The organism is Streptomyces sp. NRRL S-118 (assembly GCF_000716335.1).
Classification (GTDB): domain Bacteria; phylum Actinomycetota; class Actinomycetes; order Streptomycetales; family Streptomycetaceae; genus Streptomyces.
Genome location: NZ_KL591041.1, coordinates 48,286 through 66,383 on the forward strand (window position 1 = coordinate 48,286; position 18,098 = coordinate 66,383).

At 68.9% G+C, this 18,098-nt stretch carries 13 protein-coding genes; 8 read left to right on the forward strand and 5 right to left on the reverse strand.

Annotation, left to right across the window (positions count from 1 at the left end):
* The 3 genes from IH00_RS44760 to IH00_RS0135575 form a co-directional block, all read right to left on the reverse strand.
* Window positions 1-183: hypothetical protein (locus IH00_RS44760; RefSeq protein WP_234335104.1), on the reverse strand; the 183-nt coding region annotated here is incomplete at its 3' end.
* 164 nt (window positions 184-347) lie between these two features.
* Window positions 348-1,028, reverse strand: coding sequence for a response regulator (locus IH00_RS0135570; RefSeq protein ID WP_031080545.1), 681 nt, complete (start codon window positions 1,026-1,028; stop codon window positions 348-350).
* Window positions 1,016-2,782, reverse strand: a complete 1,767-nt coding sequence (locus IH00_RS0135575; RefSeq protein ID WP_158828166.1) for a sensor histidine kinase — start codon at window positions 2,780-2,782, stop codon at window positions 1,016-1,018. Before IH00_RS0135575 ends, IH00_RS0135570 begins: the two co-directional genes overlap by 13 nt.
* Before the next feature lie 525 nt (window positions 2,783-3,307).
* Here IH00_RS0135575 and IH00_RS44765 point away from each other — a divergent pair.
* Together IH00_RS44765 and IH00_RS0135585 are read left to right on the forward strand one after the other, a co-directional pair.
* Entirely contained in the window at window positions 3,308-3,979 is a 672-nt protein-coding gene (locus IH00_RS44765; RefSeq protein ID WP_234335105.1) for a helix-turn-helix domain-containing protein, read from the forward strand.
* A gap of 982 nt (window positions 3,980-4,961) precedes the next feature.
* Window positions 4,962-5,627 (forward strand): hypothetical protein, encoded by a 666-nt coding sequence (locus tag IH00_RS0135585; RefSeq protein WP_158828168.1) that lies wholly within the window; start codon window positions 4,962-4,964, stop codon window positions 5,625-5,627.
* A gap of 884 nt (window positions 5,628-6,511) precedes the next feature.
* Here the strand turns inward: IH00_RS0135585 and IH00_RS0135590 are convergent.
* On the reverse strand, window positions 6,512-6,913 hold the full coding sequence (locus tag IH00_RS0135590) for a hypothetical protein (protein WP_031080550.1): 402 nt from the start codon (window positions 6,911-6,913) through the stop codon (window positions 6,512-6,514).
* Between the two features lie 147 nt (window positions 6,914-7,060).
* Between IH00_RS0135590 and IH00_RS0135595 the strand changes: the two genes are divergently transcribed.
* The 6 genes from IH00_RS0135595 (at window position 7,061) to IH00_RS39280 (ending at window position 17,258) form a co-directional block, all read left to right on the forward strand.
* A complete protein-coding gene (locus IH00_RS0135595) occupies window positions 7,061-9,622 on the forward strand; it encodes an outer membrane protein assembly factor BamB family protein (protein ID WP_031080551.1) in 2,562 nt (853 codons plus the stop codon).
* Window positions 9,619-10,731 carry a PQQ-binding-like beta-propeller repeat protein gene (locus tag IH00_RS0135600; protein ID WP_078888149.1) on the forward strand — a complete coding sequence of 371 codons (1,113 nt, stop codon included), beginning with the start codon at window positions 9,619-9,621 and terminating at the stop codon, window positions 10,729-10,731. Before IH00_RS0135595 ends, IH00_RS0135600 begins: the two co-directional genes overlap by 4 nt.
* A 687-nt stretch (window positions 10,732-11,418) precedes the next feature.
* A complete protein-coding gene (locus IH00_RS45190; RefSeq protein ID WP_078888150.1) occupies window positions 11,419-13,551 on the forward strand; it encodes a serine/threonine-protein kinase in 2,133 nt (710 codons plus the stop codon).
* A gap of 233 nt (window positions 13,552-13,784) precedes the next feature.
* The gene (locus IH00_RS45660) at window positions 13,785-14,516 is read left to right on the forward strand and encodes a C40 family peptidase (protein ID WP_052411901.1); all 732 of its coding nucleotides are present in this window, start codon (window positions 13,785-13,787) and stop codon (window positions 14,514-14,516) included.
* Window positions 14,517-14,744: 228 nt separating this feature from the next.
* Window positions 14,745-15,893, forward strand: coding sequence for a hypothetical protein (locus IH00_RS39275; RefSeq protein ID WP_052411902.1), 1,149 nt, complete (start codon window positions 14,745-14,747; stop codon window positions 15,891-15,893).
* Window positions 15,894-16,037: 144 nt separating this feature from the next.
* Window positions 16,038-17,258, forward strand: a complete 1,221-nt coding sequence (locus IH00_RS39280; RefSeq protein WP_031080556.1) for a hypothetical protein — start codon at window positions 16,038-16,040, stop codon at window positions 17,256-17,258.
* 187 nt (window positions 17,259-17,445) lie between these two features.
* Here IH00_RS39280 and IH00_RS0135625 read toward each other — a convergent pair whose 3' ends face one another.
* A complete protein-coding gene (locus tag IH00_RS0135625) occupies window positions 17,446-17,709 on the reverse strand; it encodes a pentapeptide repeat-containing protein (RefSeq protein WP_031080558.1) in 264 nt (87 codons plus the stop codon).
* Window positions 17,710-18,098: the final 389 nt, after the last annotated feature.

Below are 18,098 nucleotides of genomic sequence, written 5' to 3' on the forward strand. Positions count from 1 at the left end.
CGGTTCGGGCTCCGTGGTGGCGGGGCCCGGTTCGGGCTCCGTGGTCGTCGGCGCCGTCGTCACCCGGTCCGGTGCCGACGGTTCGGATTTCTCATTTGTGCAGGCCCCCATGACGAGAAGCGCCAGGCACACCCCCAGGGCACAGGAGAAACGAGAAAATGAGTTCGGCACGGACAAACGCATGTCGTGCCCTCCAGATCAACGAGGTGGATCGATGACAGACGCTCCAAAGCATTCATACCGCGGACCAGGAGCGTCAGGACGATTCGATCGTGGCTCAGGTACCTCCCGTGTGAACATGGGGGAACCCCTGCACACGGCGACCTGGATTCGGGATACCCCTAGTCTTACTCCGGGCCGTGATCGTTGTGACCCATGATGTCATTCAGATACGCGCGCACGATCAACACGCGGATGTTCATCTGCAATTTCCGCTCTTCTTCGGGCGAAGGGAGCCTGTAAGCTCTCCTGATCCCTGCAATGTGCCTTTCGACTGTCCCTTCAGAGATTAGAAGCCGCTCGGCGATTGCTTTGTTCGTGTACCCCCGCGCAATCAGATCAACGACCTTTTTTTGCGTGGCGGTCAGCTTCCCACCACGGGCTGCCAAGCCTTTGAGTTGTGCGTCAATACAGATGCCACCGGCATGCACCGTACGAGCGTAATCAAGTAACTGGGTGACGCCCTCTAGTTTGTCCTTGAGGAGGTAGCCGATGCGGCCGCCCTGATGCCCGATGTTCATCATTTCTAACGCGATGCGCAATTCGTCGTGCTTCGACATGGCGAGTAAGGCTATTTCGGGGTACCGTCGGCGAATGCTCCGCGCTGCTGTCAGCCCGGCGAACGATCCCTCTCCTGCGACTGAGAAGTCCATGTCCAGCAGGATCACATCGGGGTTTGAGCCCTGCTCGAGCTGTGCCTTGGTCTCGGTGATCGACCTGGCCTGACTTACTTGAACCCCGCGCTGCCGCAGACGGGGCGCAAGCAGGTCGTGGAAGAGCGGGGCGTCGTCGGAAATCATGATGTGCATGGGAGTTCTGCCTTCACGTGTGTGCCCACGCCAGGTGGGCTGTCGATGGTAAATTTTCCCTCGAGTACGTTCACCAGATGAAGTGCTCGCTGACTGCCAACTCCCTGCAATTCGGCTGAGTTGGCACCTCCCACGCCATCATCGATGACTTCGACTATGAGCCAATCGGGCCGATGCGTGACCTTGACCCGAATTGTGTGGGCGCGCGCGTGGGTTCTAGCGTTGCGTATCGCCTCGCTGACGACCCGGTAAGCGACGTGCTCGACTCGCTTCGGCCAGCGGGTTTCCGGGATCGTCAGATCGTTTGGGGGGAGCCGCAACTTGTCGAAGAGCGACACGACGCCGGCTTTCAAACCGTAGTCGAGCGCCGGCGGGTACAGCTCGAACGCAACCTCCTTGATTTGGTCCTGCAATCGCTCGGACCTGGCGATACCGTCTCGTATGAGCGCTATCGTGCTGGATCCCCCGTGTTGTTCAAGTTCACTCAACAAATCATGGAGCGCGAACCGAATCCCGATGACCTCGTCCTGCCCGCCGTCATGAAGCGCGCTCTGGAGATGTTTGCGGTGTTCGATCTCAAGGTCGATCAGCATGTTTCGACTGCGGCGTAGCCGTGCTTGAAGGGCTTCCTTCTCGAGAACTATTCTCGTCACGGCCGCAACTGACTTCAGCTGTTGAGCGCCATCCAGCGACGAGTCGTGAAAGAGTGCGCCAATTTTGCGGCCCTTCCATTCCAAAAATGTCACGCTGCGACCCGGATCTGTGGGAAATTCGACGGTGTCGCCAGCCGAATTCGCGTAGCGCTCCTCGTCGGGTAGCCATGGGTGAATCTCAATCTTCGGGTCGCCCAGCCACTTGGCGAGGAGCTCCCGATAACCCTCGCTTGCCACCTCGTCGAAATCAGCGAGCTTTTCGAAGGCGTTGGCTCGGCCTACCCATTCCCGAAGCGCGTCGAACTGACTGGCAAGGGGAACGAGAAGTACAGCTGTGGCATAACCGAAAAGCAGGACGTGGTTCAGTCGGGCAGCTGCGTGAGTCAGTGCAACAATCAGGAAGCCGCTGACGATCACAGCCGCCAGGGTGGCGAAGAACTGGACCGGAATGGCGCTTCTGCGCATCGGTGGGCTCTCTGACCGCCAGCGGCGAATCAGCAGCACGAGAACGGCGGCGCAGAGGATCATCCCGGCTATGGTCCCGGCAGTAGCCCACGATGAGTAAGTGCCCGCTCTGGGGTCGCCCCAGACCTGCGGCGGAGGAGATTCTTCGACGAAGTATCGAGCAGTCTGACTGATCAGAATAACGCCATAAAGGCTAAGAATAACTAGGGTCGCAATAGGATCTCGCAATCGACCCGAAGGAAAGCTTAAGACGATCTGCGCCATGACCGCAGCGTTGAAAAAGAACAAGCAAAATCCGACGGAATACAGGGCCTGGTGTTCGCTGAATTGCAGGTCGCCGATATACCAGGTCAATCCGAATGCTACCAGCAATGCGCCGGTGCGGCTCAGGCCCGGTCGCCGGAACAGCATGACGAATCCGGCCACCAGCGCGAGCATGCCGGCACCTTGAATGGGGATCTGCATCCACCATGGCCATGGCGCTCTTCCTACTGACAGCGACACGGCGTACAAGGCGAAGGCCACGCAGCCCACAGCTACCGCGGTGACGGCTGCTGCTCGAAGGCTGAGTGCAGCCGAGTCGGTGGCCGTCTCATCCCTGTTGTCCGTGGGGATCGGGTGATTGAAGTTCGGCATCCCTCCATATTCGGCACTCAAAAGGTCCGCCACCAGGCAGGTACCCCCTCCCTTTTGTCCTCGGCCATGGGGATCCCCCTGTTGGCAGGGCGGATGCGGGCCACTTCGTGTACGCCACGTCTCAGATCCGCCGACGCTGCGCAGTACCGCCCGGCTCGTGCCTGAGCGTCCTCATCGTCTTCAGGTCTGGCCGCATCCGAGTCGCGCAGGGGCTGCAGACCCCCGCCTGCGGGAGCGGAGGTGCGGAAGCTGAAGCGGCCCGGGCAGTTGAGGTTCCCGTGGCGCAGCGGGGACAACCGGCGCACGTCCTCTTGAGCACGTCGTGCTCGCTCCGGACGGGTCGGCTCCTCCACGAACCGCCCGTACGTCTCGGCCTGCTCGGCAGTCAGAAATTTCACCGGCACGCGGCGAAAGGTAGCGCCCTGACCTGACTGCCTGTGCGATCTTTCGGCGAACCGCCACGGACCGGCGGATCATCATGCTAAAGCGTGTTGCAGAAGGCCGCAGGGTGAGCTTTTTTCCTGTATGGGCGGGGTGTTGAGGGCCGAGCCGTTGTGGGTGGAGACGTTTACCGGGTTGCGGATGCGGCAGTTCGAGCGGCTGCTGAAGGTCGCGCGTGAACGCGGCGGGAACGGACCTGGTCGGGGGCGGCCTTGGTGTCTGCCGCTGGCCGACCGGGTGCTGCTGGTGGCCGTCTACTACCGCACGAACCTCACCATGCGGCCGCTCGCGCCGCTGTTCGGCTGCTCGCCCGCGACGGTGTGCCGCGTCATTCAGCGACTGCGGCCGCTACTCGCAATTGCGCCCGCCACGCGCGACGTTCGAGCTGATCGCATGACCGCAGCAGCCGCCCAGACGTTCACCGTCGTCGGCCTGACCCTGGACGTCGACTGCACCGAGCTGCTCATCGCCGCCGTCCTGCCCGGCCCGGTCGCCGACCAGATCGAGCTGCTCTCCACCAGCGAGGCCGACTTCACCCGCTGGGCAGAGGAGTTCGATGCCCCTGACCCCGACACGGCAGCCGCCCTCGCCTACGAGCGCTGCCCGCAGGTGGGACGACGAGGTCTGATCTACGGAGGGCGGCGCCCCCTCTCACTCTCATTTCCCGAGTCTCGCCGCGGCGGCCGGCCGCCAGTCACCGCCTGCGGGGAGGGTGGGCGCAGTAGTCCGGCCAGGCGCATCACTGTGGGGGCGTAGCGCCTGTTCTGTCCCCGGGGGCGGGGCGCTGCGTTGTTCCGCCCCGCTCACTCGTGCCTGCAACCGACGTGCCGAGGCCAACAGTGAGCAGGTCGTCGAAACGTCTGTCTCGGCCGGGACGATCGGCCCCGGTGCCGGGGGTCTGTTCCCTGTGTCTGCGGGGATGGCCTTGATCCGGTGCTGGGCCGGATCGACACTGACGGCTGCTTCCGGAGGTCGTCTGCCGGGGGTGGGCCGCCTGTCTGTCCGGCCGTGACGTTACGGGCCTGTTGGGGGAGCTGGTGGTGACCGTTCGTGCCGCCGCCGGTGGGCTGTTCTGCTGGGACCGTGCGGCCTGTGGTGCGCTGGCGGGTCTGCTGCGTTGCCGCGATATCGCCGTGCCGTGAGGCAGTCCCGGCATGCGTTTGTCGACGTGGGCGAGGTCCGCGTCTGGACGCCAGGCCTGGGCCTGGCGCTCGGCATGGGGCCGTGCCTGGCCCGCGTGGTCTTCGGCCTGGCTGTGGCGGACGCCGCGGCTGGCTTCCCGCTCGCAGAGTGGACGCGGGCCTGGCCGCGGGTGGCGTCTTTTTCAAGGGGCTGCTTCCGGCCCGGAAGGAGGCTGCTTCTGCTGGAGGGTGTCTCGCCAGGAGTTGAGGTGTGCGGGACAGTCTGGGTGTGTCCGCCCCTGGGAAAGCGCCGTTCGAGGATGCCCCCGAAGGGAAGCGGACGCCCCTTCTGACCTGTACGGACAAGGCCGGACTGTCCCGGCCGCCGTATCCGTTGCCCGGCCTTCGACCGCTGCGCAACGCTTCCTTCACCGCCCCGCATCCGCCAGGCGGCGCCCCGTGGAAGGCGCCGTCACGCGTTGCCGGGCCGTACCTCGCTGCCTCCTGAAGGCGGCTGGGCGAGGCGATCAGCAGCGGGCCACCGGGCCCGCGTCACGCCGGGTTCCGCAGCCGGCGCCGCGCCACTTCACTGCACCGCTCACCAAAGGAGCTTCACCGTGGACGTCACACGAGATCGAAAGACCCGCACGATGGCGATCGCCACCGTGGCCACCGTCGTCACCGGGCTGCTGGCCGGCGGGCTCGCCTTCGGCCCCGCCGACCTGTTCGGCAACGACGCACCGTCCGCGCACTCGGCCGACACGGTCGCGCAGGCCGGATCCGCCGAGAGCGCGAAGGGCTCCAAAGCCAGCCGCTCCTCCTGCTGGACCGGCGCGGTACAGATCAGGAACAAGCAGTTCATCAAGACCGTCTACGACTGGCCCGACACCCCCGGCGCCCAGGCCAGCATCCCCGGACCCGGAAAGAAGATCTTCGACTACAAGCTCGAGGTCTCCAACAAGGTCAGCGCCACCCTCGGAGCGTCCTACTCGCAGATCAGCGCCGGCTTGGGCTTTGAGGTCAACAAGACCCGGACCATCACCGACAGGACGGAGATCGAGCTGCTCAAGCCGGTCCAGTACCGCGTCCGGGCCGGCATGATTTACAAGCAGTACCGGTTCGACGTGTACAAGGAGCGCGGCTTCTGGAACTGGCACGGGGACTACCTGGTCTGCTCCTCACACCGCGACAGGGACTGGGTCAACCAGGGCAGCAGCACCGCTCTCAACCCCTGGATGGAAGCCTTCCGCAAGACCAAGACCCCCAAGCGCACCACACACTGAGCACGACGCCCTACCGGCGCCGTGTCGTACTGACCGAGGACGGCGGCAGCCGGCCGACGCGCTCGTCGGCCTACCGGCTGAGCGCCGTCGAGCGGCCCGCCGGGCAGCCCGCTCCGCATCGTCCAGTTCGGTGGTGCGGAATGCTCAGGCGGCGGCGGGCTTGCCGGCATGCCGAAGTGCAGCCCGCCGGCCACGTCGCGGGTTGTGACCACGATGCCCTGCTGCCGCCCGAAATATGGGCGGAGACGGGGCCGGCCCCGGTGGCGGGCACCACCTGCTGCGCCTGTCGGTGCCAGGCATCCAGCGCGGCGGCGAAGCCTGCGTCCATCCCGGCCCGCGCGGCAAGCGCTGCCGACAGGATTTGCGCGCGCCGCTCATCAGCGGGCTGCTGCTCCAAAGCCGTCAGCTCGGCCTCGGCCGGGACCGGCTCCATCTCACTTGCCGGGCCCGCTGACCCCCGCCAGCGCCGCACCAGGGTGACCAAGCCCTGCCAGGGGGATCCACACTGCACCGTCGGTGCTCCCCGGCGTTTTGGGGCGGCGTACGCCGTTTCGGCCGTCATGGCGTCGGCCCCGCGTCCACGCTGCCGCGTCGCGTCGGTTCCTCCGGGCGGGCCCGCCCCCCGGCCGGGGCCGGGCCGCCGCCAGGACCGCCGAAAACGGCCCGGTCCTTAAGCTGCCCGCCGGAGCAGGTCGGATCGTGTGCGTCTGCCGCGAGCCCGCCTACCGATACGGGCGACGGAGCAAAGCCCGTGGTGCTGGTTTCGCCGGCGCAGCCGATCCTCCCCGTGACGGCGCCATCGGTTGCGCGGACCACCGCAGTGGACGAGCCCAGCCGTAAGGGAACGGCTGGGCGTCGTCCGGGAAACCTGCTGACGGGTGCGTTCAGGGGCCGGGCGGGGTGTTCTGGAAGATGCGGGTCAGTGCCTTGATCGCGGCCGCGGCGATGGCGGGACCGCAGCGCAGACCGAGGACGAAGACGGCCATGATGATCAGGATCGTGATGAGGGCCTCGGTCGGCAGGTAGGCGCTGACGCCGGGCGGCTGGGTGTCGTACTGCGGGCCGGGCACGGGCTGCTGGGAGGCCGTAGCGGTCGGCTCGGCCGGGGCGGGAGCGGCCTGGGCGGTGATGGCCGGGGAGCTGACGGGGGCCGGGACGGCCTGAGCGGGGGCGGCCGGCATGAGGACGAAGGTCCAGGCCGCCGCGGTAGCGGCGATGAAGTGGCGGGCCCGCGTGACAGATCGATTCGTGCTGTTCGGGTGACCTGTGCGGGTACGGTCCAGCATGATGTCTCCTTGTTCCTCAACTGGCCTTTTTTGACCGTTGCGTTCGGCGATGAAGGCCACTGTTGGGGACGGAAATTTGTACCGCCACAGTGAAAAGCGCTGGTCAGGGCACGAAACAAAGAAGTGGCCGGCGTAGGGGGTGGAAGGGTGCCGAAGGATGACGACGGCGGAGTTCCGACGCGCGGGGTTCCGTCTCGCAAGCAGGGCCGTCCGCCGAAAGACCTGGCCGGGCTGGAGGGTGCGCAGCGGGAGTTCGCGGACGTCATCCGCAAGGAGTTCTTCGACCGGCTCGCAGGCTTAGGCGTGACCACCGCCCAGATTTCCGCCGCGCTGGGTGAGGGATTCAGCGGGCCGTCGCTGTCGAAGTTCCGCGCCGGTGAGCGGGTGCCGGACCGGGACAAGCTGCTGCGGCTGCTCGCCTATGCGCAGGAGGTGGCGAAGCAGCCCCTGCCGCAGGACGTGCGCGAGCACGTAATGGAGAAGTACTACGCCGCGCTGCGGGGGGCCAACCCGCAGCTGCACGACTTCTACCGGCTGATGGACGAGCGCGAGCAGATGGTGGCCGAGCGGGATACGGCCCGAGAGGAACAGCACCGTGCCCGGGACGAGCTGGTGCAGTGCCAGGAAAGCCTGGGCCAGGTGCAGCGCCGTGTGGAGCAGCTGGAGGCCGAGGCGAAGCAGGCCGAGCGGGAGGCACTGCGGCGTCAGGAGCGTGAGGAGGCCGCGGAGAACGAGATCGTGCAGCTGCAGGAGCAGCAGGACCAGTGGCTGCGCGCGGTACGCGGCGCGCGGGCCGAGCAGCAGGCCGCGCGCAAGGAGATCCGGCGCCTGCAGGACCTGCTGGTGCAGCAGACCCAGGAGGCGGCCCGGTCGGAGGCCGGCCTGAAGGACGAGAACGCCGCGCTGACGGCCGAGGTGTCGACGGCGGCGGCCCGGGTGGCGGAGCTGGAACAGACCGAGCAGGCCCTGCGCTCCAAGCTCGATCAGGTCACGACCGCGCTGGAGCGGGCTGAGGCCCGCAGCGGCGAGCTGGCCTCCCAGCACGCGGTCGTCCTGGACTCCCGCGCGGTGGTCAGCCAGCGGCTGTCCCTGGCGCGCCTCCAACGCCGCGATCTGGAGGACAAACAGGCCGCCCTCAAGCAACAGGTGACCACCGCGATGCGGCAGCTCACGGCTGCCGAGCGGGCTGTGGCGGACCTGGAGAGCCGGCTGGTGGCCGTCTACCGTTCCCGCGACGCGCTCCTGGAGGACCCTGCCGCGCCCGGGCAGGCGGTTGCCGAGGCAGTGGAGGCCGTGGACGCGGCCTGGCAGTCGTACGAGGTGGAGATCTCCCGCATCGAGCAGCACGCTGTTGTTTCCCCCGGCGGAACAACCGCCGCTCTTCCCGCCGGCACGGGCGAAGCCGCTGGTGGAGCGGTTGGCGACCCGGCGGGCGCCGACGGCGGCGACAGCGCATCCGATTCTCCGCCAGACCAACCATCCGTAGCGGCCGAGGGGCCAGCAGCCCCGCCCGCGAGCACTCCGACGGGCTTCACGAAGAGATTGCGCCTCCCCTGGAGCGGCCTGGAAAGGGACGTGCAGCTCCAGGTCAAGGTACTCGTGGCGATCTTCGTCCTCGGGGTGGCCATGGGGACCGCCGGCCTGCTGTGGGGGCGCGACGACGGCCCCCAGCACAAGGCATCGCGGGACGACACCGAGTCTGCCGCGGAGGAGGACGAGCCAGCAGAGCCGGTAGATGAGGGACCGGTACCGAAGTGGTCCTCAGCGCTTCCCCACCCGCTGTACAACCAGCCCGTGTTGGACGGCACGGTGGTAGTCACCACCGCCTGGCGCGGCGGGGTCTACGGAGTCGACGCCAGCACCGGCCGGCGGCTGTGGGCAGTGCCGACCTCCGTCGACGACATCAGCAAACAGCCGGTTGTTTCAGGAGGACTCGTCCACGCCTACGGTCTCGATGAGCTGCACACGATCGATACCCGCAGTGGGCAGGTGCGGTGGAAGAAGAAGCACTTCTTCGGATCGTTCGCCGCTCGTCCTGGCTCCCTGGTGATGAACTCCGATGTAGAGGTCACCTCCCTGCGTCCCAGCGACGGCAAAGTCCTCTGGTCCGCCGAACTGGACGGCTCCTCCGTGGGACGTGCTGCGCTGACCAAAGACACGGTCTACGTCTCCGCCCGGGCAGGGGAGATCTACGCGCTGGACTCCAAGACCGGGAGTGTCCGCTGGAGCAAGGACGTCTCGAAACACGGTGCGGACCGCAGCCCGGTCGCGGCCGACGATGTGGTCATCGTGGACGCCGGCGAGGAGATCGTCGCCCTCGACGCACGCAGCGGGAAAGAGCTGTGGCGCAAGGACTACACCATCGACAGCCCGGACATGGCGGTGACGAGCGGGCTGCTGATCTTCACCGCGACAGTCAAGGACGGCGAAGCGGTCACTGCCGTCGACCTGAAGACCGGCGCCCAGAAGTGGGCCGATCTCAACAAGAAGGGCCATCCGCAGCCCCTGTCCCTGTCCGCCTACGCCGACCACGTGTATGTCACGTACGACAGCGAAGTCCTCTGCGCTCACAGTATCGACAACGGCGCCCTTCTGGACTGCTTCCACAACGTCAATACGCTCCCCGGCGTCACGGCGACGGCTGATGGGGTCTACGCCAACAGCTACAACCAGCGCCTTTACTACTTCCGGAAGGGAGAATTCAGATGAGCACATCTCCCGCGAGGACGCTGGCAATCGGATTTTTTGCTTTAGCGGCTTCCACTCTGCCGCTGTCGGCATGCGACGGCTCCCGGTCCGCCGACAATCAGCCCACCCAGGAAACACAGCCGGAAAAGCCGCTCTACGAGATTTCCGAAGACCCCGCATGGACAGCTCCCACGGCAGGGAAGCGGTACTGTCATCGGTATATCAACGGCACCGTCATCGATGCGGGGTCGTCGGATCTGACGCTGCGGGACGCGGTCACCGGAAAGACCAAGTGGGCCTACAAGAAAGCCACGAGCTGCCCCCTGGTGACAAAGGAATCCGTGTATGCCGGGACCGCCGCCGAGGGCGAGATCGTCGCCTTCGATCCCCTGACCGGGAAGCAGGATGCCTCCAGTGAAACCGACGCTATCGGCAACCCTGGAGGCGGGGCCCCGGTAGAGACGCCAGGAAAGATCCACGCGCTGTTTGGCGGTCATCTCTACACCATGGACAAGTCGCTGAAGCAGAACATGTGGCAGTACAAAGAAAAAGCCGATATGTGGGTTGAACATGTCGCCGCCCACGGGGTGATCATTATCGTGGCCACCCAGAACGGTAAAGTAAAGGCGCTTTCCAGCGAAGATGGCAAGGTGCTGTGGGCCTACGCAACACCCTCGAACGGTCTGATCAAACAGACGATCAAGATCGCGGATGGGTCCGTCTACTTCACTTCAGAAGACGGGTCGGCATACGCACTTGATCTGGCCACAGGGAAGAAGATCTGGGTGACCAAACTGGGAGGGGGCCCGGCCTGGGCCCCGCACCTGGCCGGTGACCTCTTGATCACTGCAGACGAATCGACTGTCTACGGACTCGACAGGAAAACCGGCAAGACCAGGTGGAGCCACTGGGGCGACCACAACGCACTGCTGGCCAGCGAGGACCTGGCCGTCTACTCGGACACCGAAGCAGACCAGGTGACCATCCGCAACGCCACGACGGGCGAGCTCATCACCACCATCTACCCGGTACCCGGCGCAAACTCGATCGCCATCAGTCCCACCCACCTCTTCGTGTGGACCGACACCGACATCTACGCCTACAAGGTCACCAAGCGCGCAACGGCCTGACCCGCTTCCACACCGGCGACCGCGCCGCCGGGTGAGGCCGATGGGGTTCTGCTGCATGGGATCGGCGGGCGCCGCCCTACGTCCGGATGACGTACGGCGGCGCTCTGCGTCGTGCTCGGTGGGGCTGGCCGGGGATGGCCGCCCCCGAGTTCACCGGCGGGGCCGCCGGCGGTAGCGCAGGAACCTTGCCGCGAGTACGAGAACCGCGTCAGCACCCTCGGAGCCCCAACCTGACCATGATCACCGCCTTAGCGTTAACCGCTGTACCGATGTTCCCCGAGGCCGGAGCCCGTCGTGGGCGCTCCGCTCAGCGCGCCGCCGCCCTGTGGTGACTCGTCCGGCAACCGCGCCGCGGGGGTGTGATCGCGCACTGACGCCCCGCGGACCAGCGCTCTGGCCGCGGGCACTCTGCTGTGTCGGTTGGAGACGGCCGTCGTTGGATCTGGTGGAGCCAACAGGCTTCCCGCGCGCCGTGGATTGTCCGGAGCCGCCTCGCCGGAGGGCTCTGACCTGCGGCGGAGCGGTCCGGATATCCATGGATATCCCGGGACGCCGGAATGCTGTCCGCGGGGGCGGATTTGCCGCTATTCATGTGGTCAGCAAGTTCGCGCCGCCGGTGCCGGTGGGCGCGGTGGCAACGACCGCGGCGCGGGGTGTCGCCCGTACGCGGAGCCAGGGGAGGCAGTGATGGTGGGGCGTCGGGAACAGCCGTTGGACCCGGACGGGGGGCCGGTCGTGGAGTTCGCCGCGGGACTGCGCCAGTTGCGGCAGGACGCGGGGAGTCCCTCGTACGAGGCGATGTCGAAGCGGGTGAAGTACGGCAGGTCGACTCTGAACGCGGCGGCCGGCGGCGACAACCTGCCGTCGAAGGACGTGGCGCTGGCGTTCGTGCGGGCCTGCGGCGGCAACGAGCGGACGGTGCGGGAGTGGGACCGGCGCTGGGAGGCCACGAAGGCCCGGCTCGAGCAGGACCTGGAGGAGGAGGACGCCCAGGACGCGGCCCGGTCCGCGGCCGAGGAGCGCCCCGCGGCCGGCGAGCGCATCGACGCCGGCGGGGAGGGGACACGGCTGGAGACGCTGCGTCCGCTGGGCCCGAACGACCCGCGCGAGGTGGGCGGTTTCAGGCTGCTGCGGTTCCTCGGGGCCGGGGCGATGGGACGCGTCTATCTGGGGGAGAGCCTGGGTGGCCGGCGGGTCGCGATCAAGGTGATCGACGGTGGACGGGGCGGGAACGCGGAGTTCCGGGCCCGGTTCCGGCAGGAGATCGCCGCGGCCCGCCGGGTGCACGGGATGTTCACCGCGGCGGTGGTGGCCGCCGATCCGGACGCCGAGGACCCGTGGCTGGCCACCGAGTACGTTCCGGGGCCCTCGCTCCAGGAGATGGTGAGCGAGCAGGGCCCGATGCCGGTGGACAGCGTGATCCGGCTGGCCGCCGGTGTCGCCGAGGCCCTGGCGGCGATCCACGGCGCCGACGTGGTGCACCGCGACCTCAAGCCCGGCAATGTGCTGGTGGCCAAGGACGGGCCGAAGGTCATCGACTTCGGTATCGCCCGCACCCGGGACGCCACCACGCTGACCCGCACGCAGATGCTGGTGGGAACTCCCGGCTATGTGGCGCCCGAGCGGCTGGCCAAGGGCAAGGTCGGGCCGGCGTGCGATGTGTTCTCCCTCGGCGCGCTGCTGGCCTTCGCCTCGACCGGGCGGCTGCCGTTCGGGACCGAGCCGTCGGAGATCAGCTTCCGGATCGTGCACGGCGAGCCCGACCTGGAGCCGGTGCCCGAAGAGCTGCGGGAACTGGTGGCGCGGTGCCTGGCCAAGGACCCGGACCAGCGGCCGAGCCCCCGTCAGGTGCTCGACTGGTGCTGCGAGCGCGCCGGACAGCCGGGCCCCGGCTGGCTGCCCGCCCCGCTGACCGGGATGATCCGGCAGCGCGCCCAGGAGGCCGCCGAGGTCCGCGCGCCCGACCGCGACGGGAGCGTGGAGCGACCCCGGCCGCGGATCGCCCGGGTGGCGCTCGCCACGGCGGCGGTGACCGCGGTGATCGCTCTGGTGGGAGCGGTGCTGAACCTGAACCCGCCGTCATGGAAGGGCGGCGCCAATCCGCCCAGCAGCAGCTCCCCGACCGGCGGTGCGACCGCCGGTGCGACGACCGGGCCGACCGGGGGAGCCACCGTGCCGGTCCCCACCTGGTCGGGCGGCAGCGCCTCGGGGGGCACCAACCAGGGGCCGACCGGCGGCACGGTCACCGGCGGCCCGGCCGGCGGGGCCACGGGAGGAAGCAGCAGCGGGCCGACCGGCGGCACGTCGGGCGGGCCCACGCCAGGCGCGACCACCGGGATCACGACCGGCAGGACGGCCGGCACCACCGAGGGTCCCGGGGGCGGGCCGCCGCCCGGCACGTCGGAGGGCAGCTCCCGGGGGCCCTCCGGAGGCACTTCGCAAGGCCCCTCGGACGGCACGGGCGAGTCCAAGAACCCGCCTGAGCCGATCCTGATGGGCACCTCCGTCTACGTCCAGCCCCGCTCGGACACCGTGGACTGCACCAAGCCGATCACGTTCACCTTCTCCGCGACCGCCCGGCGCACCGGGACGATCACCTACACCTGGTACCCCGACCAGCGCCTGACCGACCGCGGCTACCGGCCCCGCACGGGCAGCATGACCTTCACCACCCCCAACACCCAGTACGAGACCTTCCAGGTCCAGCTCCAGGGCACCCAGTCCGGCCAGGTCGTGCAGGGCGAGATGGCTGTACAGGTCGACTCTCCCGAGATCGACCGGCAGAAGGCCGGCGACCAGTTCTACCTGACCTGCGCCTGACGCCCCGTCCAGGGCAGGCCCGCGCGCGGCCCATCCCCGGGCCTGCCCCCTGACGGCACATCCCTTTCCTCACCTCCCGGCGCGCGGTGTGCCACGCCGCGGCACGGCCCCGCCATGCCCAAAACCGGCCACCGGCCTGACCTTCGGTCGCAGAAGGCCTCGGAACGCCGTCCGTGCCTGGCCCGCCCGACCGACGTCCTTCTTGCCCTGCTCCCCTCCAAGGAGAAGTCCCGATGCGTACCCGAACCCCCGTCGCCGCAGCGGCGAAGCTGGCCGCGGTCCTGGCCCTCGGCCTGCTGGCCATGCTGCTCGGCCCCACCGTGGCGCACCACTTGTCCTCCCCGCGGCCGGCCACCACGTCGGCGGCCCACCAGTCGCAGCCACCCGCCCCTCGCCCCGCCGGATCGGTCGTGCTGCAGCGCGGAGACACGCTCTGGTCGATGGCCCGGCGCCATGGAACCACCGTCGCCGCCCTGCAGAAGGCCAACCGCCTGGGCCGCTCCACCCTCATCTACGCCGGACACCGCCTCCGCCTGCCGGCCGCGAACACAGCCCCCGGCACCAGGAAGGCCGACATCACGCCCGGAAACACCCGCGGGACTTCCGCCCGCGCCGCTGGCCGGGGCGGGGCCGCCGTGGCCTTCGCCCGGAGCCGGATCGGCACCCCCTACGTGTGGGGCGGCACCGGACGGGGCGGCTACGACTGCTCCGGCCTGGTCCAGGCCGCCTGGCGCTCCGCCGGCGTGAGGCTGCCCCGCACCACCTACGCCCAGGTTGGCGCCGGCACCCGTATCCGCCGCAGCGAACTGCGCCCCGGGGACCTGGTCTTCACCCGCAGCCTCGGCCACGTCCAGCTCTACGCCGGCAGCGGCCGGGTCCTGGAGGCCACCCGTCCGGTGGTGCGCTACGCCCCCCTGCCGGCCGCCGGCAGCGTCACCGCCTACGTCCGCCCCGTCCGCCGCTGACAGGCACGCCGCACAGCTCAGGCCGTACCCGGGCCACAACCGCTCCGACGTCTGCAGCACACACCGCGCATTGTCCGGCCGCCTGCCCGCCGCACGGCGCTGACCTGCCCGCCGGACATCGGGGACGCCCCAACCGGCCCGGATTCCCCCGCACATCCCGCCGAGCCAAGTGCTGCCGAGCATGCACGACCGGTCTCGGCGGGCCCATCACCCGACAAGGAGAACAGCATGAACAAGCTCTGGCAGCGGTGCCGCGCCGCCGTCCCTTCCGCCCCCGCCGGATCCGGCCGGCCACGCTCCCGCTTCGTCCCGGGGCAGCGTCCTGACACCGGCACCCGGCGTAGCGCCGTGGTCGTCATGAGCCGTCACACCCGCCCCGGCACGGTCCGCGGCCTGGCCGCCGCCCTGTTCCTAGCCGTCCTGGCCACCCTCCTGCAGAGCGTGCCGGCCCACGCCGGGCCCCCCAGGGTGCCCACCACCGCAAAGGCCCGCTGCACCAACGGATTCACCCCGGACGCCTCCGCCAGCCTGCACCTGTCCGGCGGCCGGGGCACCACCTTCCCCGCGGACGCCCGCGGCCTGCGCCCCGGCGACGTCGTCCGCATCGTCCCGCGCATGAACGACGAGGTCTCCACCAGCGGCTTCTGGTGGCAGCCCGCCGACGGCTCCAACTGGGTCACCCCCGCCGGCGCCGACCCCCGGCAGCCCGCCGACGCCGGCTACCCCGCACCCGGCCTGAACAAGTACAGCCTCATCGCCCGCCTGACCGGTGATCAGCCCTTCGAGGTCCTCAGCCGCCTTGGCTGCCGCGAGGTCGGCATCTCCGGGAAGCTGGACCTGCGGATCAACGACGACCAGGACTGGGACAACTTCGGCGCCTGGAACGTCGACATCCAGCTCTACCGCAACCCCCTGCAGGACGGCGGATTCGAGCAGCAGCGCACCTCCACCGTCTCCCAGCCCTGGAACGTGGAAGGCCCCGACGGCAAAACCATCGTGAACAGGCCCGGCGGAGCCAACTCCGGCAGCAACGCCGCCGTCCTCAGCTCGCCCGGCACCCGCGTGTGGAACGCCCTGACCCAGCCCATCCCCGTCAGGCCCCACACCAACTACGTGATCACCGGATTCTTCCGCACCTCCAGCAACGTCAACACAGCCTTCTTCGGAGTCCGCCTGCCCGGCGTCTGGCCGCCCACCGAACGCCACTTCGGCCCCGCACCCGCCTGGTGCCCGCCCACCACCCCCCGCTGCTACGAGCAGATCAGCGTCCGCTTCAACTCCGGCGACAACACCACCGTCACCGCCTTCGCCGGCTTCTGGGGCGTCGGAGCACCCGCACACATGGCCATCGACGACATCAAGGTCCTCTCCAGCTGACCCCAGCCTCGGCAGGCCAGCGGTACCTCACCCCGCCCCGGACGCTGCCGGCGGCCCCACCCCGGCAGCGTCCGGCCCCACCCCCCATGCCCGGCCGTCTCCCGCCACCACAACCCACACCGCAACCCGAGAGGACAATCGCTGATGCACCGGTTCTGGCGGCGCTGCGCCGCAGCCCTCCTGCTCACCCTCACCGTGCTCGCCGGCATGCTGGCCGGCGCCACCCCCTCCACCGCAGACCCGCGGTCCTGCCCCACCGGCCAGGTCTGGCGCGACGCCCGGTCCGGCGGTGACCACACCTGCGTCGACCCGCGCACGCTCGGACGCCGGATGACCGGCTTCGACCCGGGCCGGCACGGCTTCCGCTTCAGCAACGACTTCCAGAGCAAACCGCTGTTCGACTTCCGCTTCGGCGGACTGTGCGGCGGGATGTCGTACCTGTCCCTGGACCACTTCCACACCGGCCGGCGCATCCCACAGCAGCAGACCCTCCCCGCCACCGGATCACCCCTGCACCAGAGCATCTACGGCCGTCAGGTGACGTCGATCGCCGACAACCTCGACAAGTGGGGCGAGCTCACCTTCAACCCGTTCGGATGGCGGAACCGCGAGTTCTTCACCTGGGGCCTGCAGGGCTTCGGCGGCGGACGGCTCCAGGAGCTGCGCGAGGCCATCGACGCCGGAACGCCCATGCCCCTGGGCCTGTTCAAGCCGGACGCCAACGTCTGGGGCCCACACCACCAGGTCGTCGCCGTCGGCTACGAACTCGGCCGCTACACCGGCGACCTCCGCAGCCACCAGCAGGACCTGAAAATCTTCGTGTACGACCCCAACTTCCCAGGCCGCACCCTGACGCTCGTCCCGCACCCCGACCGCAACGTCTTCAGCTACCTCGAAGAACCCCACAAGACCTGGCGCACCTACTTCGTCGACCACAGGTACCAGCCCCGCACGCCCCCCGCGTTCCCCGACCCGGCCACCCCGGTCCCCGGACAGGTCACCGAACTCGTCCTCCACATCGGCACCGGCGGCGACGACCTGCGCGGCGGCAACGACAACGTGAACGCCACCATCCATGTCGCCGGCCGCCCGCCGCAGCACGCCCTCAACCTCAACAACAGCGCCCGCTGGATCGACCACTACCAGCAGACCGTCCGCATCCGCCTGAACCAGCCGGTCCCCGCCTCCCACATCACCGGCGTGCAGCTGACCACCACCTCCGGCGGCGGCCTCGGCGGCGACAACTGGAACGTCAACCACCTGACCATCGCCACCGACCACGAGCGCACCCTCTTCCACGCCCAGGCCAATCCCCTGGTCCGCTTCACCGGCGACAACCGCACCTTCACCGCTCGCATCAGCTGATCCCACAGAAGGAGGGCGGCACGGCCCCGGCCGGGCCGCCCAAGGGGAGCCCTCGGCGGATCGGCCCCGAGCGCGCTGGCCGGCGGTCGTCAGGTGCCGCCTCCGTCCGTGCCCCCCATGGCCCACCGTGGCCTGACCCCGTCCGACTGCTGGATGACGGGCCCACCGGGGCCCTCGTTCGGCCGAATCAACGCCCCGTGGCGCCGCGCAGGTCCGCGTGGCGCAGATCCGCGCGGAACAGCTCCGCGCCGAGCAGGTCCGCGTTGGACAGATTCACACCGGACGGGAACGGGTCGCGCAGTCTCACGCCGAACAGCCGCTCGTTGGACGGGTGCGCGTCGCGCAGGTCTACGCGGGCGGTGTCGTCGTGGGCGCGGTCCCGGCTGCCGAGTGCGGTAAGGGTGGGCCGGTCGATGCGATGAGCCTGTGGGTTCCGGCGGGTGTCCGGCAACGGCTGTGGGCGGCCGGGACAGTCCGGGGCCGTCCCACCCGGTGTCCTGGCAGCTCAGGCGGTGTGGGGCAGCGGCGTCAGTGCTTTTCTGAACCATGCGGACATGGCTCTCTTCCGCCGTCGCCGCCCGGCCGGCTCGCCCTGTCGTCGCTTTCGACCGCGGCAGGCGGTGAGGGCCGGGACAGGGGGGTGAGCTGGAAGGACATCCCCGGACTGTCCCGGCCGCCCCGGGATCTTGCTGGACACCCGGGCGTCGCGAAGTCTCCTTCACCTGAGTCAATCCCCAAGCCCGTGTAGGAGACCGTGATGGCCCAGGTGATCATGCGCATTACTGCCGCGACGACGCAGCCGATACCCACCGCCATACCGGCGGCCCCGCCGGCCGCGGC